This window comes from Janibacter hoylei PVAS-1, from assembly GCF_004025845.1.
Classification (GTDB): Bacteria; Actinomycetota; Actinomycetes; order Actinomycetales; family Dermatophilaceae; genus Janibacter; species Janibacter hoylei.
Genome location: NZ_PIPF01000007.1, coordinates 123,503 through 143,856, shown reverse-complemented (window position 1 = coordinate 143,856; position 20,354 = coordinate 123,503). Strand labels below are relative to the sequence as shown.

Sequence of the window (20,354 nt, the reverse complement as noted above, 5' to 3'; positions counted from 1 at the left end):
CTCATTCACAGACTCGGCGTCCGCCGCCCGACAGCCACAGGCCGTATCTGCTCCGTCGTGGTGCCCTCGATCGTGGCGGCGCGGGCGCGGTTCAGGGCGGCGCGGGCGCGGATCGCGTCAATCTTCTGGCTGGTGCTCTCCGGGTCGGGGCCGAACGGGGTGCGGTCGTCGGTGATGCCGTAGCGGTCTCGGTATGCGGCGATGGTGCGGGCGGCGCGCCACCATGCCGCCTGCTGCTTCTTGTCCTTCGGTGCCTGGCCGAGGCTGGCCGTCCACGGTTCCTTCTCGGTGAGCGCGGTACGGAGTATGGCGTCGGCGCGGGCCTCGATCAGCTCGCGGCGCTCGTCCAGGGCTTGGCGCATGTCCTCGGCCATCTGCCCGCCGGCGTGCGGGATGAGCCCGACGATCAACCGCGGGGGCTTGCGTGTGCGTCCCGATCCGGCAGGCCGGACGGTGGCACGAGCGACGCGGGCGTGAAGGACGGAGGCGATGTCGTCGGCATCGCGCAGGCCCCGCGCGGCCACCAGCTTGGGCAGCAGCACGTCGAGGTCGTGGTGGTTGGCCTCGGCGTGGCGCAGCTCGGCCGACAGAGCACCGTAGGCGTCGGAGGCGAGCACGTCTTCGACCTGCTCGACAGTGAGGCCGGAGGCTTGCAGGAAGGTGGCCCAGCGGTCGTGCTGCGCGGCTTGCGCGATCGTGTCGTACTCGGCTGCGAGCTGCGCGATCGAGCCCCAGCGGTCTTGCTCGGCGGCGATCGTCTCGTGCGCCGACAGCTCCGCGCCGATGTGCTGCAACACGCCGTAGAGGATCGAGCGGGCGGTGACGTTCGGGTTGTCGCCGGGACGCGGCACCGCGTGCTCGGCGTCCTCACGGTCGACGGCGACGTAGGCGTGGTTGTTGGTGGCGCCGCGGGTCATGGAGACGTAGCAGTTCTCCCGCGTCGTGGTGGCGGTGACGACCGCGTGCGCGGTGTCGGTGGTCACGCCTTGGGCACGGTGCGCGGTGATCGCATAACCGAGGTCCAGGTGCTCGGCCACATAGTCGGCCGGCAGCACGATCCCGCCGCCGAACCTGCGCCCGGCAGGGCGGATGCTGACCGACCCGTCCTCACGGACCCCGGTGACGATCCATCTGGAGCCGTTGCGGACCCACGTTCGGCCGTTGCGGAGCCGCCGGTCGTTCTCGCGGGTGATGACCAGATCACCGTCCGAGACCGCGGTACCGTCGTGCAGGGCGAGTTCGCGGGTCGGGTTCACGGCGCCGTCGATGATCCGATCCGCCCGCGCCCTGGCGTTCAGCTCGGTGACGGTCGCGTGCGTCTCGGTCACGAGGATCGACGCACGCCCAGCGGCAACATCAGCCCGCCACGCGCGATAGGCGGCGTCGATCATCGCTTCCTCGTCGCCGCCGGTGATCCGGCCGTGCTCGATCAGGGTGTCGATCGCCTCGGCGCGGCCGTGGCGGAGCTGGAGCGAGGTGGTCTTCTCCCACTCGTGGGTGAAGCGGTGCAGATCGGTCAGCTCGGGGGCATCCTCACGGGCGTGCACGAGCATCGCGAAGCTCCCGCCGGCGCCCGGTGATTGGAGCTGGCCCCAGTCACCGACCAGGAGGACTTTCGCGCCCGCCTGCTCAGCCTCGTGGGTGAGCCGATCCAGCGACATGGTGCCGGCCAGACTCGCCTCGTCGATGATGATGAGCTGCCCAGCCGCGAACGTGGTCCCGTGCATGAGATGGTTCTGCCACCACTTCGCGGTGTTCTCCGTCGCGATGCCGAGGTCATCGGCGAGGACCTGCGCCGCCACAGCAGAGGGCGCGAGTCCGATCACCGACCCGTTGCCGTGTTCCTTCTCCCACGCCCTGCGGAGCCCGTTCATGGCCGTGGTCTTCCCGGCACCGGCCGGGCCGACCAGCACGTCCACGATCCGACCGGAGACTGCGATAGCTGCCAGGGCCGCGGCCTGATCCTCGCCGAGCACCCGCCCGCGTGCGTCGGGCTTTCGGGCGATCCTCTCGACCGTCTCCAACGCCACGACCGGCCCCGTGGTGGTGGACGCTCGGGCCAGGAGCCGGTCTTCGGCGGCCAGCAGGACTTCGGATGAGAACAGCGTCGAGGAGTGCGGCCGGAACCGGGAGGTGCCGTCCACGCGGCGGAACTGCAACGGACTCGACGCCAGCTCCGGCGGCGTCAACCGCAGCGAAGCGTGCTCGGCCGCGTCGACCACCAGGCCAGTGATCGCCTCCCGATCCTGCATGGTGACGAACCGCCACCCCATCAACTGCCGGGATGCCTCGGCATGCAGGTTCCAGCGGGTCCAGGTCGAACGCTTCTCACCGACCGTCTCCATCACGGTCTGCCCGACCTCACGCACCACGTCCAGCGGCACATCGTCGGCACGCAACACCCGCGGCGCCCGCGCGTTCGTCACGGTGAGGGTGCGAGCCCAGCCGTTCGCGTCCTTCCCGAGCACTCGGCTGGCGCGCTGCCGCCACTCGCGGGTGAGGTCGGCCAGCGACCGAACCTGCTTCTCCGGCCGGGTAGCGAGCGTCGCCTGTGCCCGGAGTTTCAGCACCGTCCGCGCCGAAGGCTGGCGCCCGTGCCTGGCGACGTACTCAGCGATCAGGCGATCCTTCTCGGCCTTGATGTGTCGCGACCGGGTGGAGAACTCAGTCACCAGCTCGTCGGGCACGCCCTCGATTTCCCATGCCGGGTTCCGGTCCCGGCCCCGCTCTCGCGCCTCCCACTCCACGCCGAGGACGCGGGTGAGCTGGTCCGCCAGAGCGGCGTTGTAGAGCTCGGAGACGGCTACGACGACCGAGTGCATCGGCCGGCCAGCGAGGGTTCGCCAGCGCCCGTCCTGCACGGTCAGAACCTTGTTGCTGATGACGACATGCGTGTGCAACTGCGGGTCGCCCGCGCGGCTGTCGTAGTGATCGAACGCCGCCGCCACGACGCCGGCGACATCGACGTGCGCAACCGCGCCGTCCGGGCCGGTTGCACCGACTCGGGTTGTCGCAACCTCTCGTTCGAGGAACGCAACCAGCTCTGCAACCGCCGCATGGTGGGCGTCTGCGATCAAGGCTTGGGTGCCCGCGTCTGCAACCGCCCAGATCGTGGAGACGGATTTCGGCACGGAGACGGTGAAGTCATAGCCCGCCACGGCGCGGCGGGTTCCGCGCTCAGCCTCCTCCGCTTCGATCGCGGCTACTTGTTGAGCTCGAGCGGCCGGCCCCAGTTCGGGGTCGAGGGCGTCGACGCGCTGCGTGATCCGCTCCGCGACCGACGCGAACTGCTGGTAGGCGCGGCCCAGCGGATCGCCCGTGATCGGGTCATGGCCCATCCCGATCAACAGCGCGAGCTGGGCTTCTGCGACCTGGGCTCCCTCGACCAGCTCGCCGTGCCCGAGCCGGCCAAGTCCCGAGCCCATCCAGAAGCCGGGCGGCGTTCCTGCCTCTGCGTAATACCGAGTCAGCGGCGTGGACAGCGAGCGGTCGCCATCGCCCGCGGCGATGGACTTCAGTAGGTACTTGTACCCATCGCCCGCGCTCATCACACGCATCGAAACCGTCACCTCGGCTGCCCCTTCCGCTAACCGCTCGGAGAGCAGGTGATCCCGCAAGCCCGGTCGCATCAGATGCGACTCGGGACCCTCGCGCCTCGTCTGAAAGACGTGTGGCAGCTCAGAGACGGGGCGAGCCAAGGGCGGCGGCAGGCCGTCGCAAGGTCGTTCGAGTTGGAGACGGGAGGTGCGGCGAGCACTTGGCGGGTAACCAGCCCGGCATCGAGTTCACGATCGGACTCGGCCGGGGATCACCGATCTGCCGGAGTCCTCATGCGCCTGCCGAACGACGAGACCCAGGGCCGTCGTCTACGGATCGGGTCACTGTTCTCTGGCTACGGCGGACTCGACCTTGCCGTCGAGGAAGTGTTCGACGGCGAGACGGTGTGGTTCTCAGAGTTGAGCCCGGCGCCGGCGCGGGTGTTCGCCTATCACTGGCCGGGCGTGCCGAACCTGGGCGACATCACGACGATCGACTGGAACGCGGTCGAGCCCGTCGATGTGATCTGCGGTGGGTTCCCCTGCCAGGACGTGTCCACCGTGGGACGCATGGCCGGCCTGCACCCTGGCACCCGCTCGGGGTTGTGGGCGCGCATGGCCGAGGCGATCGACGTGCTGCAACCGGAGTGGGTCGTCGCCGAGAACGTGCGCGGGCTGCTTTCGGCTACCGCGACGCGCCCGACACCGGAAGGAGAGGACCCTGATGGACGCAACCCCGCCTCTGCAACCCCCGAGCCCGCAACCGCAATCGAGGGGGCGGCCGTTCGCGGTGTGGAATCCGACCCGTGGCATCTGGGAGACCAGCCAGCTCGACCTCTACGGGCTCTTGGCGCCGTACTCGGCGATCTGGCCGACCTCGGGTACGACGCGCGCTGGCTCGGCCTACCCGCTTCCGACATCGGCGCACCCCACACCCGCTTTCGCATCTTCATCCTCGCCCGCCGCGCTGTTCCGCACGCCGCTGGCCTCCGACGCCGCCCGCGGCGGGGAGAGCCTGGAACGAGTACGCGCGCGGCGCGGCACGATCGCCCTGTCCCATCAGGTCATCGACCTGGCGCTGAACGGGCCGGACGGTTCGCGGCCGCATCGGGATCCGGAGCTTCTGTGGCCGCTGATCGGGCAGCTCTTCGACGCTGGGGACGTTACGCCCTGGCAATCCGACGATGGGAACACCTCACCGGACGAGGCGCCCCCTCACCAGCCCTCGTAACGGACGAGGGGCAGTGCCGGCCCGCGCCGCGCTTCGTGGAATGGCTGATGGGCCTACCGGACGGATGGGTGACCGATCCCAACCTCGGACTCACCCCGCCAGAACAGCTCACCGCACTCGGCAACGGAGTCGTACCCGCCCAAGCAGCGCACGCGCTCCGCGCCCTTCTAGCGATCGCGTAGCTAGGCGGAGGGCACGTCGGCTTCGTGCGGTAGGGTGGTCGTATGCATTTGTACTTCCTGTGACGGCTGAGTAGGCCCACCGCGCTCGTTGAGTAATCCGAGACTGCGGCGGCCGCTCGTTTCTGACCCTTCCTGGGTCGCCGTCATTTGCGTACCTATCTGCCTGTCTGTGGCTGGTGGTGCGTCGTCTCGAAGGACTTCAATGCTTACCCCGACGAACCGTCATCCGGCGCGCCATCGCGCGCAACTCATCACTTCCGACGTGTCTTTGATGCGCGGAGCCACACCCGTTCTCCATCATGTAGACCTCACCCTCACTTCCTCATCGCGTGTCGCGATCGTGGGAGAGAACGGGCGAGGGAAATCGACCCTCCTGCAGGTTCTCGCTGGCGTCCTGGTCCCGGACAGCGGAACAGTCCAGCGCATCGGCACGATCGCTGTGGCCGAGCAAGAGATGACCGCCGCTGACAGTCGAACTGTTGGGCAGGCGGTCGCAGAGGCGATCGCCGAACCACTGGCCGCGTTGGCGGCGCTCGACGCGGCCGCTCTCGCTCTCGCGGACAACAAGGACCGGACGGAGGAGCAGTACGCGGCCGCGTTGGAACATGCCGAAGCGCTCGATGCGTGGGATGCCGAACGGCGCGTGCAGATCGCGCTCGAAGCACTCGACGCGGAGACGGACTCGACCAGGCTTCTCACAGACCTCTCGGTGGGACAGCGTTATCGGGTACGGCTGGCGTGCCTCCTGGGCGCCGATCACGACTTCCTCCTGCTTGATGAGCCCACCAACCACCTCGACCGAAGCGGGCTCGAGTTCCTGACCGCGCAGCTCCGAGCGCGGAGCGGGGGTGTTGTCGTCGTCAGCCACGATCGCGCGCTGCTGTCCGACATCGCGGAGACCATCGTCGACCTGGACCCGACGCCGGACGATCGGCCGCGCGTGTACGGGAACGGCTATGCCGGCTACCGGGAGGGACGTCTGGCCGAGCGGGAACGCTGGGAACAGGACTATGACCGCCAGCAGGCCGAGCATGCTCGGCTACAGGACAGTCTCAGCGCAGCGCAGAACCGACTCGTCTCGGGGTGGAGACCAGAGAAGGGCACCAACAAGCATGGGCGCGCCACCCGGGCCGGCGGGCTTGTGCAGAACGTTCACCGACGCCAGGAAGCACTCGAAGCCCACGCCGTCACCGTGCCGGAACCGCCTCAGCTCTTCCGGTTCCCCGAACTCCCCACACGAACTGGCGCGGTTCTCCTCAGCGTCGATCACGTCAGCGTCGCCGGGCGGTTGAGCCAGCCAGTGTCGTTCTCACTCTCCCACCGCGGCCGTCTCGTTGTGACCGGCCCGAACGGTGCCGGCAAGTCCACACTGCTGGGCGTGGTCGGTGGTGAGCTATCGCCGGACACCGGAGCGGTTCGGATGCCTCGGAGCACGCGCCTCGGCTTTCTCCATCAGGAGACGACCCTGCCGCCTGATCGGAGAGCGAGCGAGGTGTACGCCACGCACGTCGGCGCGCTCGTGTCCGAAGGCACCTTGCGGGAATCGGATGCGATCGGCCTCTCTCAGCTTGGTCTCCTTCGCCCGCGCGAGGCGGGCAAACGAGTGGGCGAGCTCTCGATGGGGCAGCAGCGCCGGCTCGATCTGGCACTCGTGCTCGCGATGCGCCCGCATGTGCTCCTCCTGGACGAACCCACCAACCACCTTTCAATCGCGCTCGTTGACGAACTCACCGACGCGCTCGGAGCGACTGCAGCGGCGGTCGTCCTGTCAACGCACGACCGGCAGCTGCTCCGTGACGTTTACGAATGGCCGAGCCTCGAACTGACTTCGATGATCGAAGGCGAGGCGCTGGTATGAGCGAGAAGAACCTCAACCGGATACGTGCCCTGCGGCCACTGGCTTCGCGGGACTATCGGCTCCTGTTCGCCGCAGTCGGCATCGAGGTCTTCGGCACCGGGATGTGGACCATCGTGATGGTCTTCCAAGTCCTCGCGCTCGATGACAGCCCGCTCGCGCTCTCAGCGGTCGCGACAGGGATGAGCTTGGGCTTGTTCGCCTTCTCGATCCTGGGTGGCGTTGTCGCCGATCGGTTCTCCAAACGCCGCATCATCATCACCGTGCAGGGATGCACCGCGGCCGTGATGACCGTGGTGGCAGTGCTGTCCCTCACCGGGACGATCGAACTGTGGCACGTCGGCGTCGCCTCCTTCGCGATGGGCGCAGGAAGCGCGTTCTTCTACCCCGCCTACAGCGCGTATCTGCCCCAGGTGCTTCCGCCTGAGCAGCTCCTCGCCGCGAACGGGCTCGAAGGCGCTCTCCGACCCTCAATGGGGCAGGGTCTGGGTCCCGCCCTCGGCGGAATCTTCGTCGGCATGTTCTTTCCCGCCATCGGGGCCGTGATCGTCGCAGCGTCGTACGCGATCGCGTTCATCCTCACTCTGTTCCTCAGTCGGCGCGACGAACTGATCACGGTCACTTCTCCGGAGCAGCGCACGAGCGTGTGGGGCGACCTTCGAGCAGGCGTGAACTATGTGGCTCGCACTCGCTGGTTGCTCTGGACTCTGATCTTCGGCTCCTCTCTCGCCCTCATCATCCAGGGACCGATCGAAGTGCTGCTGCCGTTCATCACCCGCGACAGGTTCGAGGACGCCGAATCGACGTTCGGTTTCCTCCTTGCCGCATTCGGCATCGGCGGGGCGATCGGCTCACTCGTTGTGTCATCTCTGAAACTGCCGCGCCGCTACCTCACATTCATGATCGCCTGCTGGGGCGGCGGAACCCTCCCCCTTGCGGTCATCGGCGTCGCCGACAACCTGATTCTGATGCTCTCAGCACTGTTCATCGTCGGCGCGGCGACCGGAGCCGGTGTCGTCATCTGGGGAACCCTGCTGCAACGTCTGGTGCCGCTCGACATGATCGGCCGAGTCGCGAGCCTCGACTTCTTCGTCTCGATCGCCTTCATGCCGGTCTCGATCGCCATCGCAGGCCCGCTCTCACTGCTCGTGCCTATCCCCGTGATCTTCATCATCGCCGGCATCGCGCCACCCGCCCTTGCGCTGATCGCTCTGCTGGCGGGACGGATGCGCGAAAGCGAGATGGAACGCTCACTGGACGAACGCTGAGACGCGACTGTCCGGGTCAAGAACATGTTGGGATTCGAGGCAGACGAACAAGGCCTGCGCTCACCCATCACGGCATTGACCCGTACCGAGCATCGTCCGATCGGTCCGGTGGCATATGACTGCATCAAGATTGTCATCGTCCGCTCTGGGTCCGCGGTGCTGTTCAGTGAGTTCGGACAGCGACCCGTCTGTATTGGCGATGTTGTCGTGCTCGGCGCGAACGTCCTGTGCGGGAGTGAGCCAGAAGGCCACGTCACGACGACCACCGTCTTCGCGAACACCGATTACCTGGTGGACCAGGTGTTCTGGCAGTACGTCGGCTTTCTGCAAGATCGACTTGAAGCACAGGACTTCTTTGCGACGACTTATGCCGAGCCAGCCCAGGTTCTCCGACTTGGTGAGGACCGGGCGGGGATGTTGATGCCGTGGCTGGACGAGCTGGTCGCGCTGAGTGTTGAGGATCGCCCGGTCGCGAACTTTCATCGGGTGCAGGCGTTGTGGTTCTCGATCGCTCACGTCCTGACTCCGTTCGTCACGACGACACCGGTGCGCGAGTCCTCCACGCAGCGCGCGACGACGTGGCCTGCTCCGCCCAGGCGACGGGGATTCGCGCCGTTGCGGGCCGAGGCGCGGAGGGTCGCCGAGCTGCTGCGGTCGGACCCGGTGCGTCGGTGGTCGGTGACGGACCTGGCGCGCGAGGTGCATCTGTCGAAGTCGCAGCTTGGTCGTGTGTTCGTGGAGGCGTACGGGAAGTCGCCGATCGCGTATCTGACGATGTTGCGGGCGGAGCGGATGGCGGGTCTTCTACGCACGACGGACACGCCGATCGCGGTGGTTGCTCGTGAGGTGGGGTGGAGTGATCCTGATTTCGCGGCGCGTCAGTTCCGTCGTAGCGTCGGTGTGACGCCGAGCCGCTACCGGGCGATCGCCCGCTCGCGTGCCACCCCGTCGTCCGGGTGAAACGCGCATCGAGCCGGGTCATATCCGCAGGATCGCGGGCCGCGGCCCCACGGCTTTCGGGGGTTCCGGTAGTCCGGTAGGGACTCGTCGGGTTCATCGCGGAGCCTGGCGGTCGCCAGTCTCGTTTCCGTCGTCCGCCTTGTCTTCCTGATCCGCCCGGCGTACCTCGTGGTCGCAACGGCTGCTCCCACTCGGGGCGGCCACGGCGGAGGGAGGTCCTGCGATGGCGATGAGGAGCGAGACGCGGGAAGCGAAGCTCGAAGCTCTCGAAGAACGCATCGTGCGCTCGGTCGAGGAGCTGGTCTCAGGTGAGGACTGGCGGCGGGCGATGGAGTTCGCCGCGCGGTTCCGATCGCGCTCATTCAACAACACGCTGCTGATCTGGGCTCAGCACCTGGAAGCCTACGAGCAGGGCCGGGTGCCATCCCCGACGCCGACATGGGTGGCCGGGTTCCAGGACTGGAAGAAGATGGGCCGCTGGGCCGAGGCCGGCGGCGGCTATGAGATTCGCGCCCCGGTCCGAGTGCGTTTCGCCACGGCCACGCCGAAGGACCCGGCCTCGTGGCGACGCCTGACGAAGGGCGAGAAGCCGCGCCCGGGTGAGGTCGTGCAACGGCGGATCGTCAGCGTCGTCCCCGCTCATGTGTGGGATGTGTCCCGGACCCACGGTGCCGACCTGCCGGAACTGCCAAGCCCGAAGCTGCTGAGAGGCGAGGCGCCCGCCGGGCTGTGGGAGGGGCTGGCCGGGCAGGTCGAGTCGCTGGGATTCGAGGTGCTGCGGATACCCGACGCCGACGCGATCCGCGGCGCGAACGGCATGACCGACTACGAGACCCGCCAGGTCCTGGTGCGGACCGACATGGATCCGGCCGCGCAGGTGAAGACCCTCGCGCACGAACTGGGCCATGTGCGTCTGCATGGGCCGAACCAGCAGGACGCGCGCCAGCATCGCGGGATCGGTGAGGTCGAGGCCGAGTCGGTGGCGCTGATGATCGCCGCAGCGCATGGCATGGACACCAGCGACTACACGATCCCCTACGTCGCTGGGTGGGCCGCGAACGTCGACGGCACGGACCCGGTGCAGGTCATCCGCGACACCGGCGAGAAGGTCCGCCGCACCGCGACCGAGGTCCTGGGCCAGCTCGACACGATCCAGCTCGGCAACGGCAACCCGACCTCACTGCGACTCGACCGACCCGAAGTCGAACAGTCTGGACCTGCGCGGGCGCCGGAGGCGGGACCGGGGGCCGAGCCGTTGCCGGTGCGTGAGCCGCGGACGGTGCAGGCGGTGCCGGAGCGGGGGCTGTGATGGTCGCCCCCTCGGCGTTCGCCGCCGTGTTCGACCGGCTCGACGGTCTGCCGTTGCCGGTTGCAGCACGCGAGCTGGCACGGGCCGGGGTGGCCGTGTTCCCGTGCGTGCCGGGCGAGAAGACCCCGATCGTCGCGTCCGGTTTCCGGCGCGCGACAACCGACCCGCACCAGGTCGCGCAGTGGTGGCGGTGGCAGCCGAGCGCGAACATCGGCATCCCGACCGGCGCCGTCTCGGGTCTGGTCGTGATCGACGTGGACGTGCACGGCGTCGACGGGTACGCGGCATATGCGCGGGCGGCTCGCGCGGGTCTGATCCCGGCGCCGCTGGCGACGGTGACCACGCCCACCGGGGGTCGGCATGCCTACTTCCCGGCCGTCCCGGCCCGGGTGCAGCGGTCGTGGGCGGTCGGCAAGGCCGGCGTGGATTGCCGCGGGGACGGAGGCTACGTCATCGCGCCCCCCTCGACGCTGCGACTGGAGGCTACTTCGGTCTCGTACCGGGTCGAGCAAGTGGCCGCCGGTGCGGTCGCGCCGGTGGATGCGGTGCGGCTACGTGACTTCCTCGATCCGCCACCGCCACGTCGCCCGGGGCGGGAAGGCGGGCAGGCGTCGGGGCGGGAGAACGCGGACCGGCTGGCGGCGTGGCTGTCCCGGCAGATCAAGGGCGATCGGAACTACAAGCTGTTCTGGGCCGCGTGCCGCCTGGCTGAGGGGAACGTGCCGGTCTCCGATGCCCTGGATGCGCTGGTGCGTGCCGAGCAGCCCGACTTCGCCGAGCGGGAGATCACCCGCACCGTCTACAGCGCCTACCGCAGCGTCAACGCGGGAGCCGCCCGCCGAGAACGCTCCGCCTCAGCGAGCACGCCGGCGGGTGGGTTCGCTCGACGCGACCCCGGGTCGTGGGCGGGCGCGGTGAGGGGCCTGGGATGAACAGGGTGCGGGGGCGGAGCTGGGCCGTGGTCACTTCCGTTGCTGGGACGGTGTTCATCGCCACCGGAGCGTTCTGGCTGTCCTTCACCGCGCTGGCTGACCTGGCCCGCCGCTCCGGGATAGGGGCGGGGCAAGCGTGGGCGTGGCCGCTGATCGTCGATGGCGTGATCGTGGTGTCCACGGTCGCCGTGGTCGCGCTCGCCGGTGAGAAGGCGGCCTGGTATCCGTGGACGCTGCTGATCGGCGGCGCGGCGGTGTCGGTGACGGCGAACTCCCTGCATGCGGTCGTCGCCGCGGACGCCGACGTGCCAGGCCCGCTCGCGGCTGCAGTCGCCGCGGTGCCGCCCGTGGTGCTGCTGGCGATCACCCATCTGACCGTCGTTCTGACCCGCGCTGCCGCCCGTCCCGCCGAACCGCCAGAGACAGCGGGTGAGGTGCCGCCCGCCACGGTCACCGTGGCAGGCATCGAGCCCGAACGACCCGCACCCCCGCCTGCCACGCCCGGCCCCTTCGAGGCGGGTGAGGACGCTGGTTCGGATCGTCGGGCGCAGGCGGCGCAGCTACGGGAGCGGGAGTGGTCGAACAAGGCCATCGCCCGACACCTGGGGGTGCATCCCTCGACAGTCGGCCGGTGGCTGCCCCGCCCCGAGCGTCCCGACGCTCACCACAGCCATGAGGCCGGCCCGCCCGGGTCCGAGCCCATAAGGGAAGGAGTCACGCCATGAGTGACCAGGACCAGACGAACCCGGCCGAGCAGTACCGACGGCATCGCGTGCCGGACGACGCCCCACGAACACCGACCGCGCCGACCGAGGATGCGGAGGCGACGAGGACGCCGGACGCGATCAGGGACGCCGCATCCCGCCGGGCCGCGAAGGAGAAGCTGGCGCAGGTACGGGGCCGGGGCGTGGACTGGGTGCGCCCGACCGACCTGTTCGCCCGCGCCGGCGGGGCGCTGTCGCGCGGCGGCATCGACCTCGCCGCCGCGGGGAGCCGCCGTCTGCGCGCCCCGATCGAGAAGGGCGCGCAGAGGGCGAGCGAACGTGCCCGGCATCTGCCGCCGGTGTCGGCGTTCGGGCGTCGCGGCGGCACCGACCGAGCCCAGGTCCGCTCCGGGGTCGGGATGCGGTAGCCGGGAGCGGTGATCAGTGGTGGACGCCTGGCTGGCGGAGGTCAGACCCGCAGGGACCTGCGGGCGCACCTGCCCGCCAGGAGGTGCCCCAACCATGACCGACGACACCAAGACCACCGGCACGACGAACAGCGGCGAACGGGCGGAGGATTACCGCAGCAGCGAGGGGCTGCGCGCGCTGCTGCACCGGCTCCACGCCGCGGGTCGTGGCGCGTGGGAGCAGGACCCCGTGGCGGGTGAGCTGATGGCGTTCGCGGCCGAGAAGTACGCGGCCCTGGCGCACAAGCACCGGCTCGACCCGTGGGAGGCCGCGTCAGCGGCGTTCGACGTGATGCGCAGCAAGGCCGCCCGCACCGCCGATGACCCGTGGGCGGTGGTCACTCACGCGGTGCGGATCACCTGCATCGCCGAGGAACGCGGCCAAGGGCTGCTGTGCTCGACCCACCAGGCGCGCCGGCCCCGCTACTCGGTGTTCCACGACCCCGAACGGCTCTCCGACCGGGAGAACCCGCTGGACGACTACCACCCCGCCTTCCAGATCACCGACCCGCACGACACCACCGGGCACGGCGAGGAACACGGTGACGAGGCAGGGCGGGACGGGTCGGAACCGACGTCGGCGACCGCGGCGGTCGAGGATGCGATCACGCTGCTGGTGCTGCTGGGCTGGCCTGCGGGGACCGCGCGGGCGGCGGTGGAGCATGTCTGCGGGACGCTGACCCGGGTCGGGAACCGGCACACCGCCTACGAGACGCTGCGGCGTGACAAGCACGCCCGCGCGTTGCTCGACATGCCGGGCCGGACCTGGGCGGTGCTGCTGCGTGCGCTGCTGGGCAGCCCCGCGGCGGAACTCGCGACGACCGGCGCCGGACGGGGCATCCTGCTGCGGCTGCTGATCGGTGAGACGCTCCCGGTGCTTTTGCGCGACGACGACCTCGTGCTCACCCTGTCGCTGGCGGCACCCGGCACGAACGCGCGCGGCACCGACACGTCGCGAGGTGCCAGATGAGTACCCCGGACGGGCGGATCGAGCTGGAGCGGACGGTGGACTCCATCACCGTCGGTCGCCGGCACCGCACCGACCTGGGCGACCTCGACGCTCTGGCGGCGTCGATCGAGCGGGAGGACCTGTTGCAGCCGCCGACGATCACCCCGGACGGGACGCTGGTGTGCGGGGCGCGGCGGCTCGCGGCGATCAAGCAGCTCGGGCACCGCCGCGTCAGCGTGTGGGTGCGCTCGGGCATCTCGGACCGGCTCGGTCATCTGCTCGCTGAACAGGACGACAACCAGCTCCACAAGTCCCTCACCCCGATCGAGGCGGCCGGGCTGTACCGGGAGATCAAGGAACTCATCGCCGAGGACGCCGCCCGCAGGAAGGCGGCCACCCAGTTCCAGGACGGCCACGAGCCCGGGAAGCATGGTCCCGCCGATTCGGCGGGACCACCAGCCCCCGGCCCGCTCGGCGATGCCCGCGCGCAAGCAGCGCGGATGGTGACCGGCTCGTTGTCCTACACGCGGCTGGAGCAGATCGGGTTCCTGCAACGCCTGACCGACGACCCTTCCGTCTCTGAGGCGCTGCGCGGCCAGGCCCGCGACGGGCTGGCGCGGATCGAGGCCGGCGCGCCGGTCATCCCGATCCTCCAGCGTCTCCGGGACGCACACTCCGACACCGGCGCTGAGCGGGACCGGCGGCTGCACGAGCTGGCCGACGAAGCACTCGCCCGCGTCCATACCACCCGGCGCGGCAAGGCTCCGAAACGGGCCGTATCCGAGGCGCGACCCGCTGACGGGGACGCGGGTCCGGCACGGTTCTCGGTGCGCGCGTTCGTGCTGACCTGGGGCGGGCTGGACGCGTGGTGGACGCACTACGACGTGGACGAACTGGCGACGGACCTGACCGACGAGCAGATCGAGGTGTTCTTCGCCGCCGTCGAAGGCACGATGGCCTTCGCTGACCGGCTCCGCACCGCCCGCACCGCGACCCAGCCCGACCAGCCGCTGCTACGCGCACTCTGAACTACTCCGGGTCCCGGTGTGTCACGGGCGGGCGCACCTGGCGGGTATGAAGACGAATCTCGCATCCTGGTCCCGTGGCCGGCTGATCGCCGTGATCGCCGCCGGGCTCGCCCTGCTGCTCCTCGTCGGTGTCGGCGTCTACGGGCTCCTCACCGGCCCACGACCACCCCGTGACGGCGCACCCGCACCGGCGCCGACCGTCACCGCGCTCGACGAGACCGGCCCGGCGGCGCCGGGGCCACCGCGAGTGTTGCCCTCGCACGACCCGGATCAGTTCGCCCGCAACGTCGCGGAAGCGCTGTTCGGGTGGGACACCGGCTCCGGGCTGATGCCGCTGGACTACTCCGCCGGAATCTTGGAGGTCGGCGACCCCTCCGGCACCGAGCAGGCCGGACTCGGCTCGGACATCGCCGCCTACCTGCCCTCCCGTGAGACGTGGATCGAGCTGCGCCAGTACGCCACCACCCAGCGCCTGGTCATCGACCGCTCGTTCGTACCGGAGGCATGGGATCAGGCGGTCGAGCAAGCCCAGCCCGGCCAGCTCGCGCCTGGTGCCACCGCGGTCACGATCGAGGGCACCCGCCACCGCGCGGGCGTCTGGAACGGCGAACCGGTCACGGCTGAGCAGTCGGTGTCGTTCACGGTGTTCCTGGCCTGCCCGCCGCCGGCGCCGCAGTTCCGCACCGGCCTGTGTCATCTGCTGCGCCTGTCCCAGCTCGACAACCCGCTCCGATAGCCACCGGGTCCTGCCGTGTTGAAGAAGCTCACCGCCGCCATCCTCGCGCTGCTGCTGCTCGGCCCCATGCTGGGGCTGGTCGGCATCGGCGTGCTGATGAATCCCGCCGCCGCGAACTGCGCGACTCCCGGCGGATCGGTGACCGTCGGGACGGTCCCGGAGTCGCTGACGGTCACGACCGCGAACGGTGAGACGTTCACCCTGAACCGGCAGCAGCTCACGCACGCGGCCACCATCATCACGATCGGCGGCGGGATCGAGGGCGTCGGCCGGCCCGGCATCACGATCGCGCTGATGGCCGCGCTGGCCGAGAGCACGCTGCGGCAGTTGGCGAACACCGGCGCCTACCCCGACAGCGGGAACTACCCCAACGACGGCAACGGCTCGGATCACGACTCGCTCGGCCTGTTCCAGATGCGACCGCAATCCGGGTGGGGCACCGTCGCGGAGCTGATGGACCCGAACTACCAGGCGCGGGCGTTCTTCGGCGGACCGGACGGCCCGAACTACCCGAGCCCGCGGGGGCTGCTGGACATCCCGGGCTGGCAGCAGATGGACCCCGGCGAAGCCGCCCAAGCCGTCGAAGTCAGCGCCTACCCGGACCGCTACCGCAACTACCAGCCAGTCGCCGACGCGATCCTTGATGCCCTCACCGGCGCCGCCAGCGACGGAACCGACGCATCCGGCTCGGCCGGTCCGGCGAGGTCCGCGGTCGCGGCGGGTCCGGTGGCACAGTCCGCGCGGGTGGTGTTCCCGCTGCCGGAGGGAACCTGGGTGCTCACCAGCGAGTTCGGGCCACGAGTCCACCCGATCACCGGAGAGTCGTCGTTCCACACCGGCACCGACCTCGCCGCCCCCGACGGCACCCCGATCCTCGCCGCCGCGGACGGCACCGTGACCGTCGCGGAGTTCTCCGGCGGCTACGGCGGGCTGATCGTCATCGAGCATCAGATCGACGGCCAGACGGTGGCGACCGCCTACGCCCACATGTGGGAATCCGGCCTCCACGCCTCAGCCGGTGACCGGGTGGTCGCCGGGCAGCACATCGGCGATGTCGGCAGCTCCGGCAACTCCACCGGACCGCATCTGCACTTCGAGGTCCGCCCCGGCGGCACCCACGGCGAGGCCGTCGACGCCGCCGCGTGGCTCAACGCGCACAACGCCGCCGACCTGCCCGAAGCCGCCGTCGGCACCCCCGCCGGCTGCGACACCCCCGGCGGCACCGCGGGCGAACCCGCCCCGGTCGACGGCGACCCCGACCGGCTAGTGGACGACCCCACCCGCGACGGGCAGATCACCGCCCGGATGGCGCACCTCGTGGCCCAAGCCCGCGCAGGGTTCCCCGACACCGGCTGGGCCTGCTACTCGCCCCGGCCCGGCACCACCTCCGAGCACCCGCTGGGACGCGCCTGCGACATCACCTTCGGCAACCGCATCGGGACCTATCCCACACCCGCGCAACTCGAGGACGGATGGCGGGTGACGAACTGGATGAAAGACCACGCCGAGACCCTGGGCGTGGAGTACCTGATCTGGCAGGGCCGCATCTGGTCGGTCGCCCGCGATGGGGAAGGCTGGCGCGACTACGACGGCGGCGGAAGCCACGACCCCGGTGACGTGACCGGCGGACACTTCGACCACCTCCACGTCACCGTCAAGGCCGGTGCGTGATGGACGTGTTCCCCGACTTCGACGGCCTGGCCGGGATCGGTGACCTGGAACAGGTGATCGGTGCGCTGCTCACGATCGTGCTCGTCGTCGCGGTGCTGATGATCGTCGTCTCGGCGATCTGCTGGGCGCTGGGCGCGTCGCACGGCAACCACTCGCTGGCCTCCAAGGGCCGGGTCGGGGTGCTCGTCGGGGCCGGTGCCGCCGTGCTCGCCGGTGCTGGGGTGGCGTGGGTGAACTGGCTGATCGTCCTCGGCCGCCAGCTCTGACCCCCGCGCGCAGGCAGACGCGGCCCTCAGGGGGCAACTGGCTCACCTCGCCGCTGAACCAGCCATCCGCTCAGCGAGGGAGTAACCGCCGTGATCGACATCGACCCCAACAGCTCCGGCCTGCCCGGCATCGAACAGCTCCGCGCCATCGTCGGCGCCGTGATGACGGTCGGCCTCATCCTGTCCGTCCTGGCGCTGATCGTGTCCGCGATCGTGTGGGCCTACGGCGCCAACAGCTCCAACCCGCACCTGTCCGGGCGAGGGAAGCTCGGCGTGCTGATCTCCTGCGGCGCCGCGGTGATCTGCGGCGCCGCAGTGACGCTCGTCAACTTCTTCTGGGACGTCGGCCAGGCCGTCTGAGGCCGGCCCCGACACGACAGGAGATTCACGATGGGTGTCTGCGATGTGCCGGTCATCTCGTCGGTGTGCGATGTGGCCGGGGAAGCTGCCGCGACGGTCGTGGCTGCCCCGTTCGACTGGCTCGCCCAGGCGATGGGCGGCGCGGCCGGCTGGCTGATCGAGGCGATGTGGGCGGTGTTCGACACGACCACCCTGGTCGACGTCCAAACCGATGGGTTCACCAACGTCTACAACCTGATCTTCGGCATCGGCGTGTTCCTGGTGCTGATCTTCTTCTGCCTGCAACTCATCACCGGGCTCATCAAGCGCGACCCGACCGCACTGTCTCGTGCCGCGCTCGGAGCGGCGAAGTCGGTGCTCGGCGCGTTCGTCGTGGTCACGCTGACCGCGCTCGCGCTGGAGATCGTGGACCAGCTCTGCATCGGCATCATCCAGGCATCCGGGGAGACCACCGAGACGATGGGCGACAAGATCATCCTGCTCGCCGCCGGACTGACCGGCATCAACATCGCCGCTCCCGGTGTCGGCGCGATCGTCACGATCTTCCTGGCCGGGCTGATGATCGCCGCGGTCTTCATCGTCTGGTTCTCGCTGCTGATCCGCAAGGCGCTGCTGCTGGTCGGGGTCGTGCTCGCGCCGATCGCGTTCGCCGGCGCCTCGTGGGATGCCACCAAGGGGTGGATCGGCAAGTGGGCCGCGTTCGTGATCGCTCTGATCGTGTCCAAGCTCGTGCTCGTGGTGATCTTCCTGCTGGCGATCACCCAGATCGCCACCCCCATCGAGGCGGACATCACCGCGGTCACCGAGCCGATCACCGGGATCGTGCTGATGGGAATCGCGGCCTTCGCCCCGTACATGGCCTACCGGTTCGTGTCGTTCATCGGCTTCGACCTCTACCAGCAGATGGGCACCGAGCAGGAAGCCAAGAACGCCCTCAACCGTCCCCTCCCGCTGCCCTCCAAGACCCCCGGCGGCGGCGAGCCGAAGAAGGTTCTCGATGACCCCCAGGGCGGCGACCCGGGAGGCGGAAAGGTGTCCGGCGGCGGACCAGGCGGCAGCCCGTCGCCGCGCACCCCGGCACCGGCCGCCGCCAGCGGCACCGGCAGCGCTGGCACCGCTGGTGCCGGCACCAGCGCAGGGTCCGGTGCGGCGGCAGGAGCGGGGGGCGGTGCTGCGGCGGCGGGTCCGGCCGCGGCGGTCGTCGTCGGAGCGCAGGTCGTCAAGGGCGCGGCCGAATCCGGCCCGAAGGCAGGCAAGGCAGTCGCCGGACAGGCCGAGACCGCCGCCAGCGGCGCCGAAGGCCAAGCCGGTAGCGGCCAGACCGCGCCGTCCAAGACACCGCCCCCGCCGTCCGCACCCCAGCCGCGCACCCCGGCACCGTCCCAGCCAGCGCCGCCGCAAACCGGAAAGGAGTGACCGGCCATGCCCGCCACGACAGATCAGAAAGCGCCGGGCAGTGAGCTGACGCCGGTGAAGTTCTCCCGCCTCACGCGCCGGGGTGTGCTGCTGGGGCTCTCGATCTCACAGCTCATCACCCTCGGCATCGGCGGCCTGAGCGTGCTGGCGGCGTTCTACGGCGGGGCCGGGATGCTGCTGGCCTACACCGCCCCGATCTGGGTGCTCGCCGCGGTGCTGACCTGGGTGCCCGTCGCCGGGCGGCCGATGGTCGAATGGCTCCCCGTCGCCTGCTGGTGGCTGTGGCGCTCCACCGGCGGGCAACTGCTGTACCGGCGGCGGATCGTCACCCCGCGCCCGGCCGGGAACCTCGCCCTGCCCGGCGACATGGCCCGGCTGCGCGAGCATCTGGACCCCGAGACCGGGGCCTGCATGATCCACGACCCCCGCCAGTCCACCCTCACCGTGGTCTGCGAAGTCACCCATCCCGCGTTCGTGCTGCTCGACCCCGGCGAGCAGGAACGCCGGGTCACCTCCTGGGGACGGGTGCTCGCCACGATCTGCCGGTCCGGGCGGATCGCGACCCTGCAGGTCCTGGAGCGGACGCTGCCGGACTCCGGGACCGGACTGGCCGAATGGTGGGCCGAGCACGGCACCGCCGACGACTCCTGGGCCGCGACCACCTACGCCGAGCTGATCGAACGGGCCGGTCCCGCCGGGGAACGGCACGCCACCACGATCAGCCTCTCCCTGGACATGAAGACCGCGGCCCGGCAGATCAGGACCGCCGGCGGCGGCATCCGGGGCGCCGCCGCGGTCCTGCGCCAAGAGATGGCGACCCTAACCGCCGCGCTGCGGTCGGCGGACCTGACCCCGGTCGGGTGGCTCGGCCCCGGCCAGGTCGCGGTGATCCTGCGCTCGGCCTACGACCCGGCCGTCGCCGCCGCACTGGAACGGCACGGGAAGCTCGGGCAAGACCTCGCCACCGCCGGCCCGGTCGCGGTCACCGAGACCTGGGGCAGCCTGCGCACCGACTCGGCCTGGCACACCGTCCTCTGGGTCGCCGAATGGCCCCGGAGCATGGTCTACCCGGGCTTCCTCGCCCCTGTGCTGCTGTCCACCGGCATCCAACGCTCGGTCTCGCTGCTCTACACGCCGATGCGTTCGGATCAGGCCGCCCGCGACATCCGCAAGAAGAAGGTCGAACACCTCTCCGATGCGGCCCAGCGGGCACGGATGGGACAGATCGAGGACGCCGCCCAGACCGCCGAGTACCACGACGTGCTCCAACAGGAAGCCGACCTCACCGCCGGACACGGCGTGCTCCGCGTCTCCGGCCTCATCAGCATCACGGCACCCACCCTCGACGACCTGGAAGCCGCGATCGCCGCGATCGAGCAGTCCGCGATCCAAGCCTCCTGCGAGACCCGCCGGCTCGTCGGCCAGCAAGCCGCAGCCTTCACCGCGGCGGCGCTCCCGCTGTGCCGGATCGTGTGACCGCTGGC

17 protein-coding genes are annotated in these 20,354 nt (G+C 70.1%); 16 read left to right on the top strand and 1 reads right to left on the bottom strand.

Features of this window, described 5'->3' with window-relative positions:
* Positions 1-5: 5 nt before the first annotated feature.
* A complete protein-coding gene (gene mobF, locus CWN80_RS07570; protein ID WP_040881054.1) occupies positions 6-3,557 on the bottom strand; it encodes a MobF family relaxase in 3,552 nt (1,183 codons plus the stop codon).
* Between the two features lie 273 nt (positions 3,558-3,830).
* Here mobF and CWN80_RS07565 point away from each other — a divergent pair, with 273 nt between their 5' ends.
* The 16 genes from CWN80_RS07565 (at position 3,831) to CWN80_RS07490 (ending at position 20,346) form a co-directional block, all read left to right on the top strand.
* Complete coding sequence (locus tag CWN80_RS07565) at positions 3,831-4,949, top strand: DNA cytosine methyltransferase (RefSeq protein ID WP_192899849.1); 1,119 nt, start codon at positions 3,831-3,833, stop codon at positions 4,947-4,949.
* A 202-nt stretch (positions 4,950-5,151) separates the two neighbouring features.
* The gene (locus tag CWN80_RS07560; protein WP_007926546.1) at positions 5,152-6,807 is read left to right on the top strand and encodes an ABC-F family ATP-binding cassette domain-containing protein; all 1,656 of its coding nucleotides are present in this window, start codon (positions 5,152-5,154) and stop codon (positions 6,805-6,807) included.
* Entirely contained in the window at positions 6,804-8,072 is a 1,269-nt protein-coding gene (locus tag CWN80_RS07555; RefSeq protein ID WP_007926545.1) for an MFS transporter, read from the top strand. Before CWN80_RS07560 ends, CWN80_RS07555 begins: the two co-directional genes overlap by 4 nt.
* Positions 8,073-8,096: 24 nt before the next feature.
* The gene (locus tag CWN80_RS07550; RefSeq protein WP_128277087.1) at positions 8,097-9,032 is read left to right on the top strand and encodes a helix-turn-helix transcriptional regulator; all 936 of its coding nucleotides are present in this window, start codon (positions 8,097-8,099) and stop codon (positions 9,030-9,032) included.
* 223 nt (positions 9,033-9,255) lie between these two features.
* On the top strand, positions 9,256-10,341 hold the full coding sequence (locus CWN80_RS07545; protein WP_007926543.1) for an ImmA/IrrE family metallo-endopeptidase: 1,086 nt from the start codon (positions 9,256-9,258) through the stop codon (positions 10,339-10,341).
* Entirely contained in the window at positions 10,341-11,273 is a 933-nt protein-coding gene (locus tag CWN80_RS07540; protein WP_007926541.1) for a bifunctional DNA primase/polymerase, read from the top strand. The genes CWN80_RS07545 and CWN80_RS07540 overlap by 1 nt, the downstream gene beginning before the upstream one ends.
* 26 nt (positions 11,274-11,299) lie before the next feature.
* Positions 11,300-11,998 carry a helix-turn-helix domain-containing protein gene (locus CWN80_RS07535; protein ID WP_007926539.1) on the top strand — a complete coding sequence of 233 codons (699 nt, stop codon included), beginning with the start codon at positions 11,300-11,302 and terminating at the stop codon, positions 11,996-11,998.
* The gene (locus CWN80_RS07530) at positions 11,995-12,405 is read left to right on the top strand and encodes a hypothetical protein (RefSeq protein WP_007926537.1); all 411 of its coding nucleotides are present in this window, start codon (positions 11,995-11,997) and stop codon (positions 12,403-12,405) included. The genes CWN80_RS07535 and CWN80_RS07530 overlap by 4 nt, the downstream gene beginning before the upstream one ends.
* A gap of 94 nt (positions 12,406-12,499) precedes the next feature.
* A complete protein-coding gene (locus tag CWN80_RS07525; RefSeq protein WP_007926536.1) occupies positions 12,500-13,414 on the top strand; it encodes a hypothetical protein in 915 nt (304 codons plus the stop codon).
* The gene (locus CWN80_RS07520; protein WP_128277086.1) at positions 13,411-14,421 is read left to right on the top strand and encodes a ParB N-terminal domain-containing protein; all 1,011 of its coding nucleotides are present in this window, start codon (positions 13,411-13,413) and stop codon (positions 14,419-14,421) included. Before CWN80_RS07525 ends, CWN80_RS07520 begins: the two co-directional genes overlap by 4 nt.
* A 46-nt stretch (positions 14,422-14,467) precedes the next feature.
* Positions 14,468-15,157: a hypothetical protein gene (locus CWN80_RS07515; RefSeq protein WP_007926532.1), complete on the top strand. Its 690-nt coding sequence runs from the start codon at positions 14,468-14,470 to the stop codon at positions 15,155-15,157.
* Between the two features lie 15 nt (positions 15,158-15,172).
* Positions 15,173-16,828 (top strand): M23 family metallopeptidase, encoded by a 1,656-nt coding sequence (locus tag CWN80_RS07510; protein WP_040881049.1) that lies wholly within the window; start codon positions 15,173-15,175, stop codon positions 16,826-16,828.
* Entirely contained in the window at positions 16,828-17,094 is a 267-nt protein-coding gene (locus CWN80_RS07505; protein ID WP_007926523.1) for a DUF6112 family protein, read from the top strand. The genes CWN80_RS07510 and CWN80_RS07505 overlap by 1 nt, the downstream gene beginning before the upstream one ends.
* A 90-nt stretch (positions 17,095-17,184) precedes the next feature.
* A complete protein-coding gene (locus CWN80_RS07500; RefSeq protein ID WP_007926521.1) occupies positions 17,185-17,454 on the top strand; it encodes a DUF6112 family protein in 270 nt (89 codons plus the stop codon).
* A gap of 30 nt (positions 17,455-17,484) precedes the next feature.
* Positions 17,485-18,870, top strand: coding sequence for a TrbL/VirB6 family protein (locus CWN80_RS07495; RefSeq protein WP_128277085.1), 1,386 nt, complete (start codon positions 17,485-17,487; stop codon positions 18,868-18,870).
* Positions 18,871-18,876: 6 nt separating this feature from the next.
* Positions 18,877-20,346: an SCO6880 family protein gene (locus CWN80_RS07490; RefSeq protein WP_040881164.1), complete on the top strand. Its 1,470-nt coding sequence runs from the start codon at positions 18,877-18,879 to the stop codon at positions 20,344-20,346.
* The last annotated feature ends 8 nt before the right edge of the window (positions 20,347-20,354 follow it).

What these genes read in the sequence shown, in the direction of transcription:
- mobF (WP_040881054.1), bottom strand. Translation starts at nt 3,557, where the DNA reads ATGCGTGTGATGAGCGCGGGCGATGGGTACAAGTACCTACTGAAGTCC.
- CWN80_RS07555 (WP_007926545.1), top strand. Translation starts at nt 6,804, where the DNA reads ATGAGCGAGAAGAACCTCAACCGGATACGTGCCCTGCGGCCACTGGCT.
- CWN80_RS07495 (WP_128277085.1), top strand. Translation starts at nt 17,485, where the DNA reads ATGGGTGTCTGCGATGTGCCGGTCATCTCGTCGGTGTGCGATGTGGCC.
- CWN80_RS07545 (WP_007926543.1), top strand. Translation starts at nt 9,256, where the DNA reads ATGGCGATGAGGAGCGAGACGCGGGAAGCGAAGCTCGAAGCTCTCGAA.
- CWN80_RS07520 (WP_128277086.1), top strand. Translation starts at nt 13,411, where the DNA reads ATGAGTACCCCGGACGGGCGGATCGAGCTGGAGCGGACGGTGGACTCC.
- CWN80_RS07550 (WP_128277087.1), top strand. Translation starts at nt 8,097, where the DNA reads ATGTTGGGATTCGAGGCAGACGAACAAGGCCTGCGCTCACCCATCACG.
- CWN80_RS07530 (WP_007926537.1), top strand. Translation starts at nt 11,995, where the DNA reads ATGAGTGACCAGGACCAGACGAACCCGGCCGAGCAGTACCGACGGCAT.
- CWN80_RS07560 (WP_007926546.1), top strand. Translation starts at nt 5,152, where the DNA reads ATGCTTACCCCGACGAACCGTCATCCGGCGCGCCATCGCGCGCAACTC.
- CWN80_RS07525 (WP_007926536.1), top strand. Translation starts at nt 12,500, where the DNA reads ATGACCGACGACACCAAGACCACCGGCACGACGAACAGCGGCGAACGG.
- CWN80_RS07490 (WP_040881164.1), top strand. Translation starts at nt 18,877, where the DNA reads ATGCCCGCCACGACAGATCAGAAAGCGCCGGGCAGTGAGCTGACGCCG.
- CWN80_RS07565 (WP_192899849.1), top strand. Translation starts at nt 3,831, where the DNA reads ATGCGCCTGCCGAACGACGAGACCCAGGGCCGTCGTCTACGGATCGGG.
- CWN80_RS07540 (WP_007926541.1), top strand. Translation starts at nt 10,341, where the DNA reads ATGGTCGCCCCCTCGGCGTTCGCCGCCGTGTTCGACCGGCTCGACGGT.
- CWN80_RS07505 (WP_007926523.1), top strand. Translation starts at nt 16,828, where the DNA reads ATGGACGTGTTCCCCGACTTCGACGGCCTGGCCGGGATCGGTGACCTG.
- CWN80_RS07515 (WP_007926532.1), top strand. Translation starts at nt 14,468, where the DNA reads ATGAAGACGAATCTCGCATCCTGGTCCCGTGGCCGGCTGATCGCCGTG.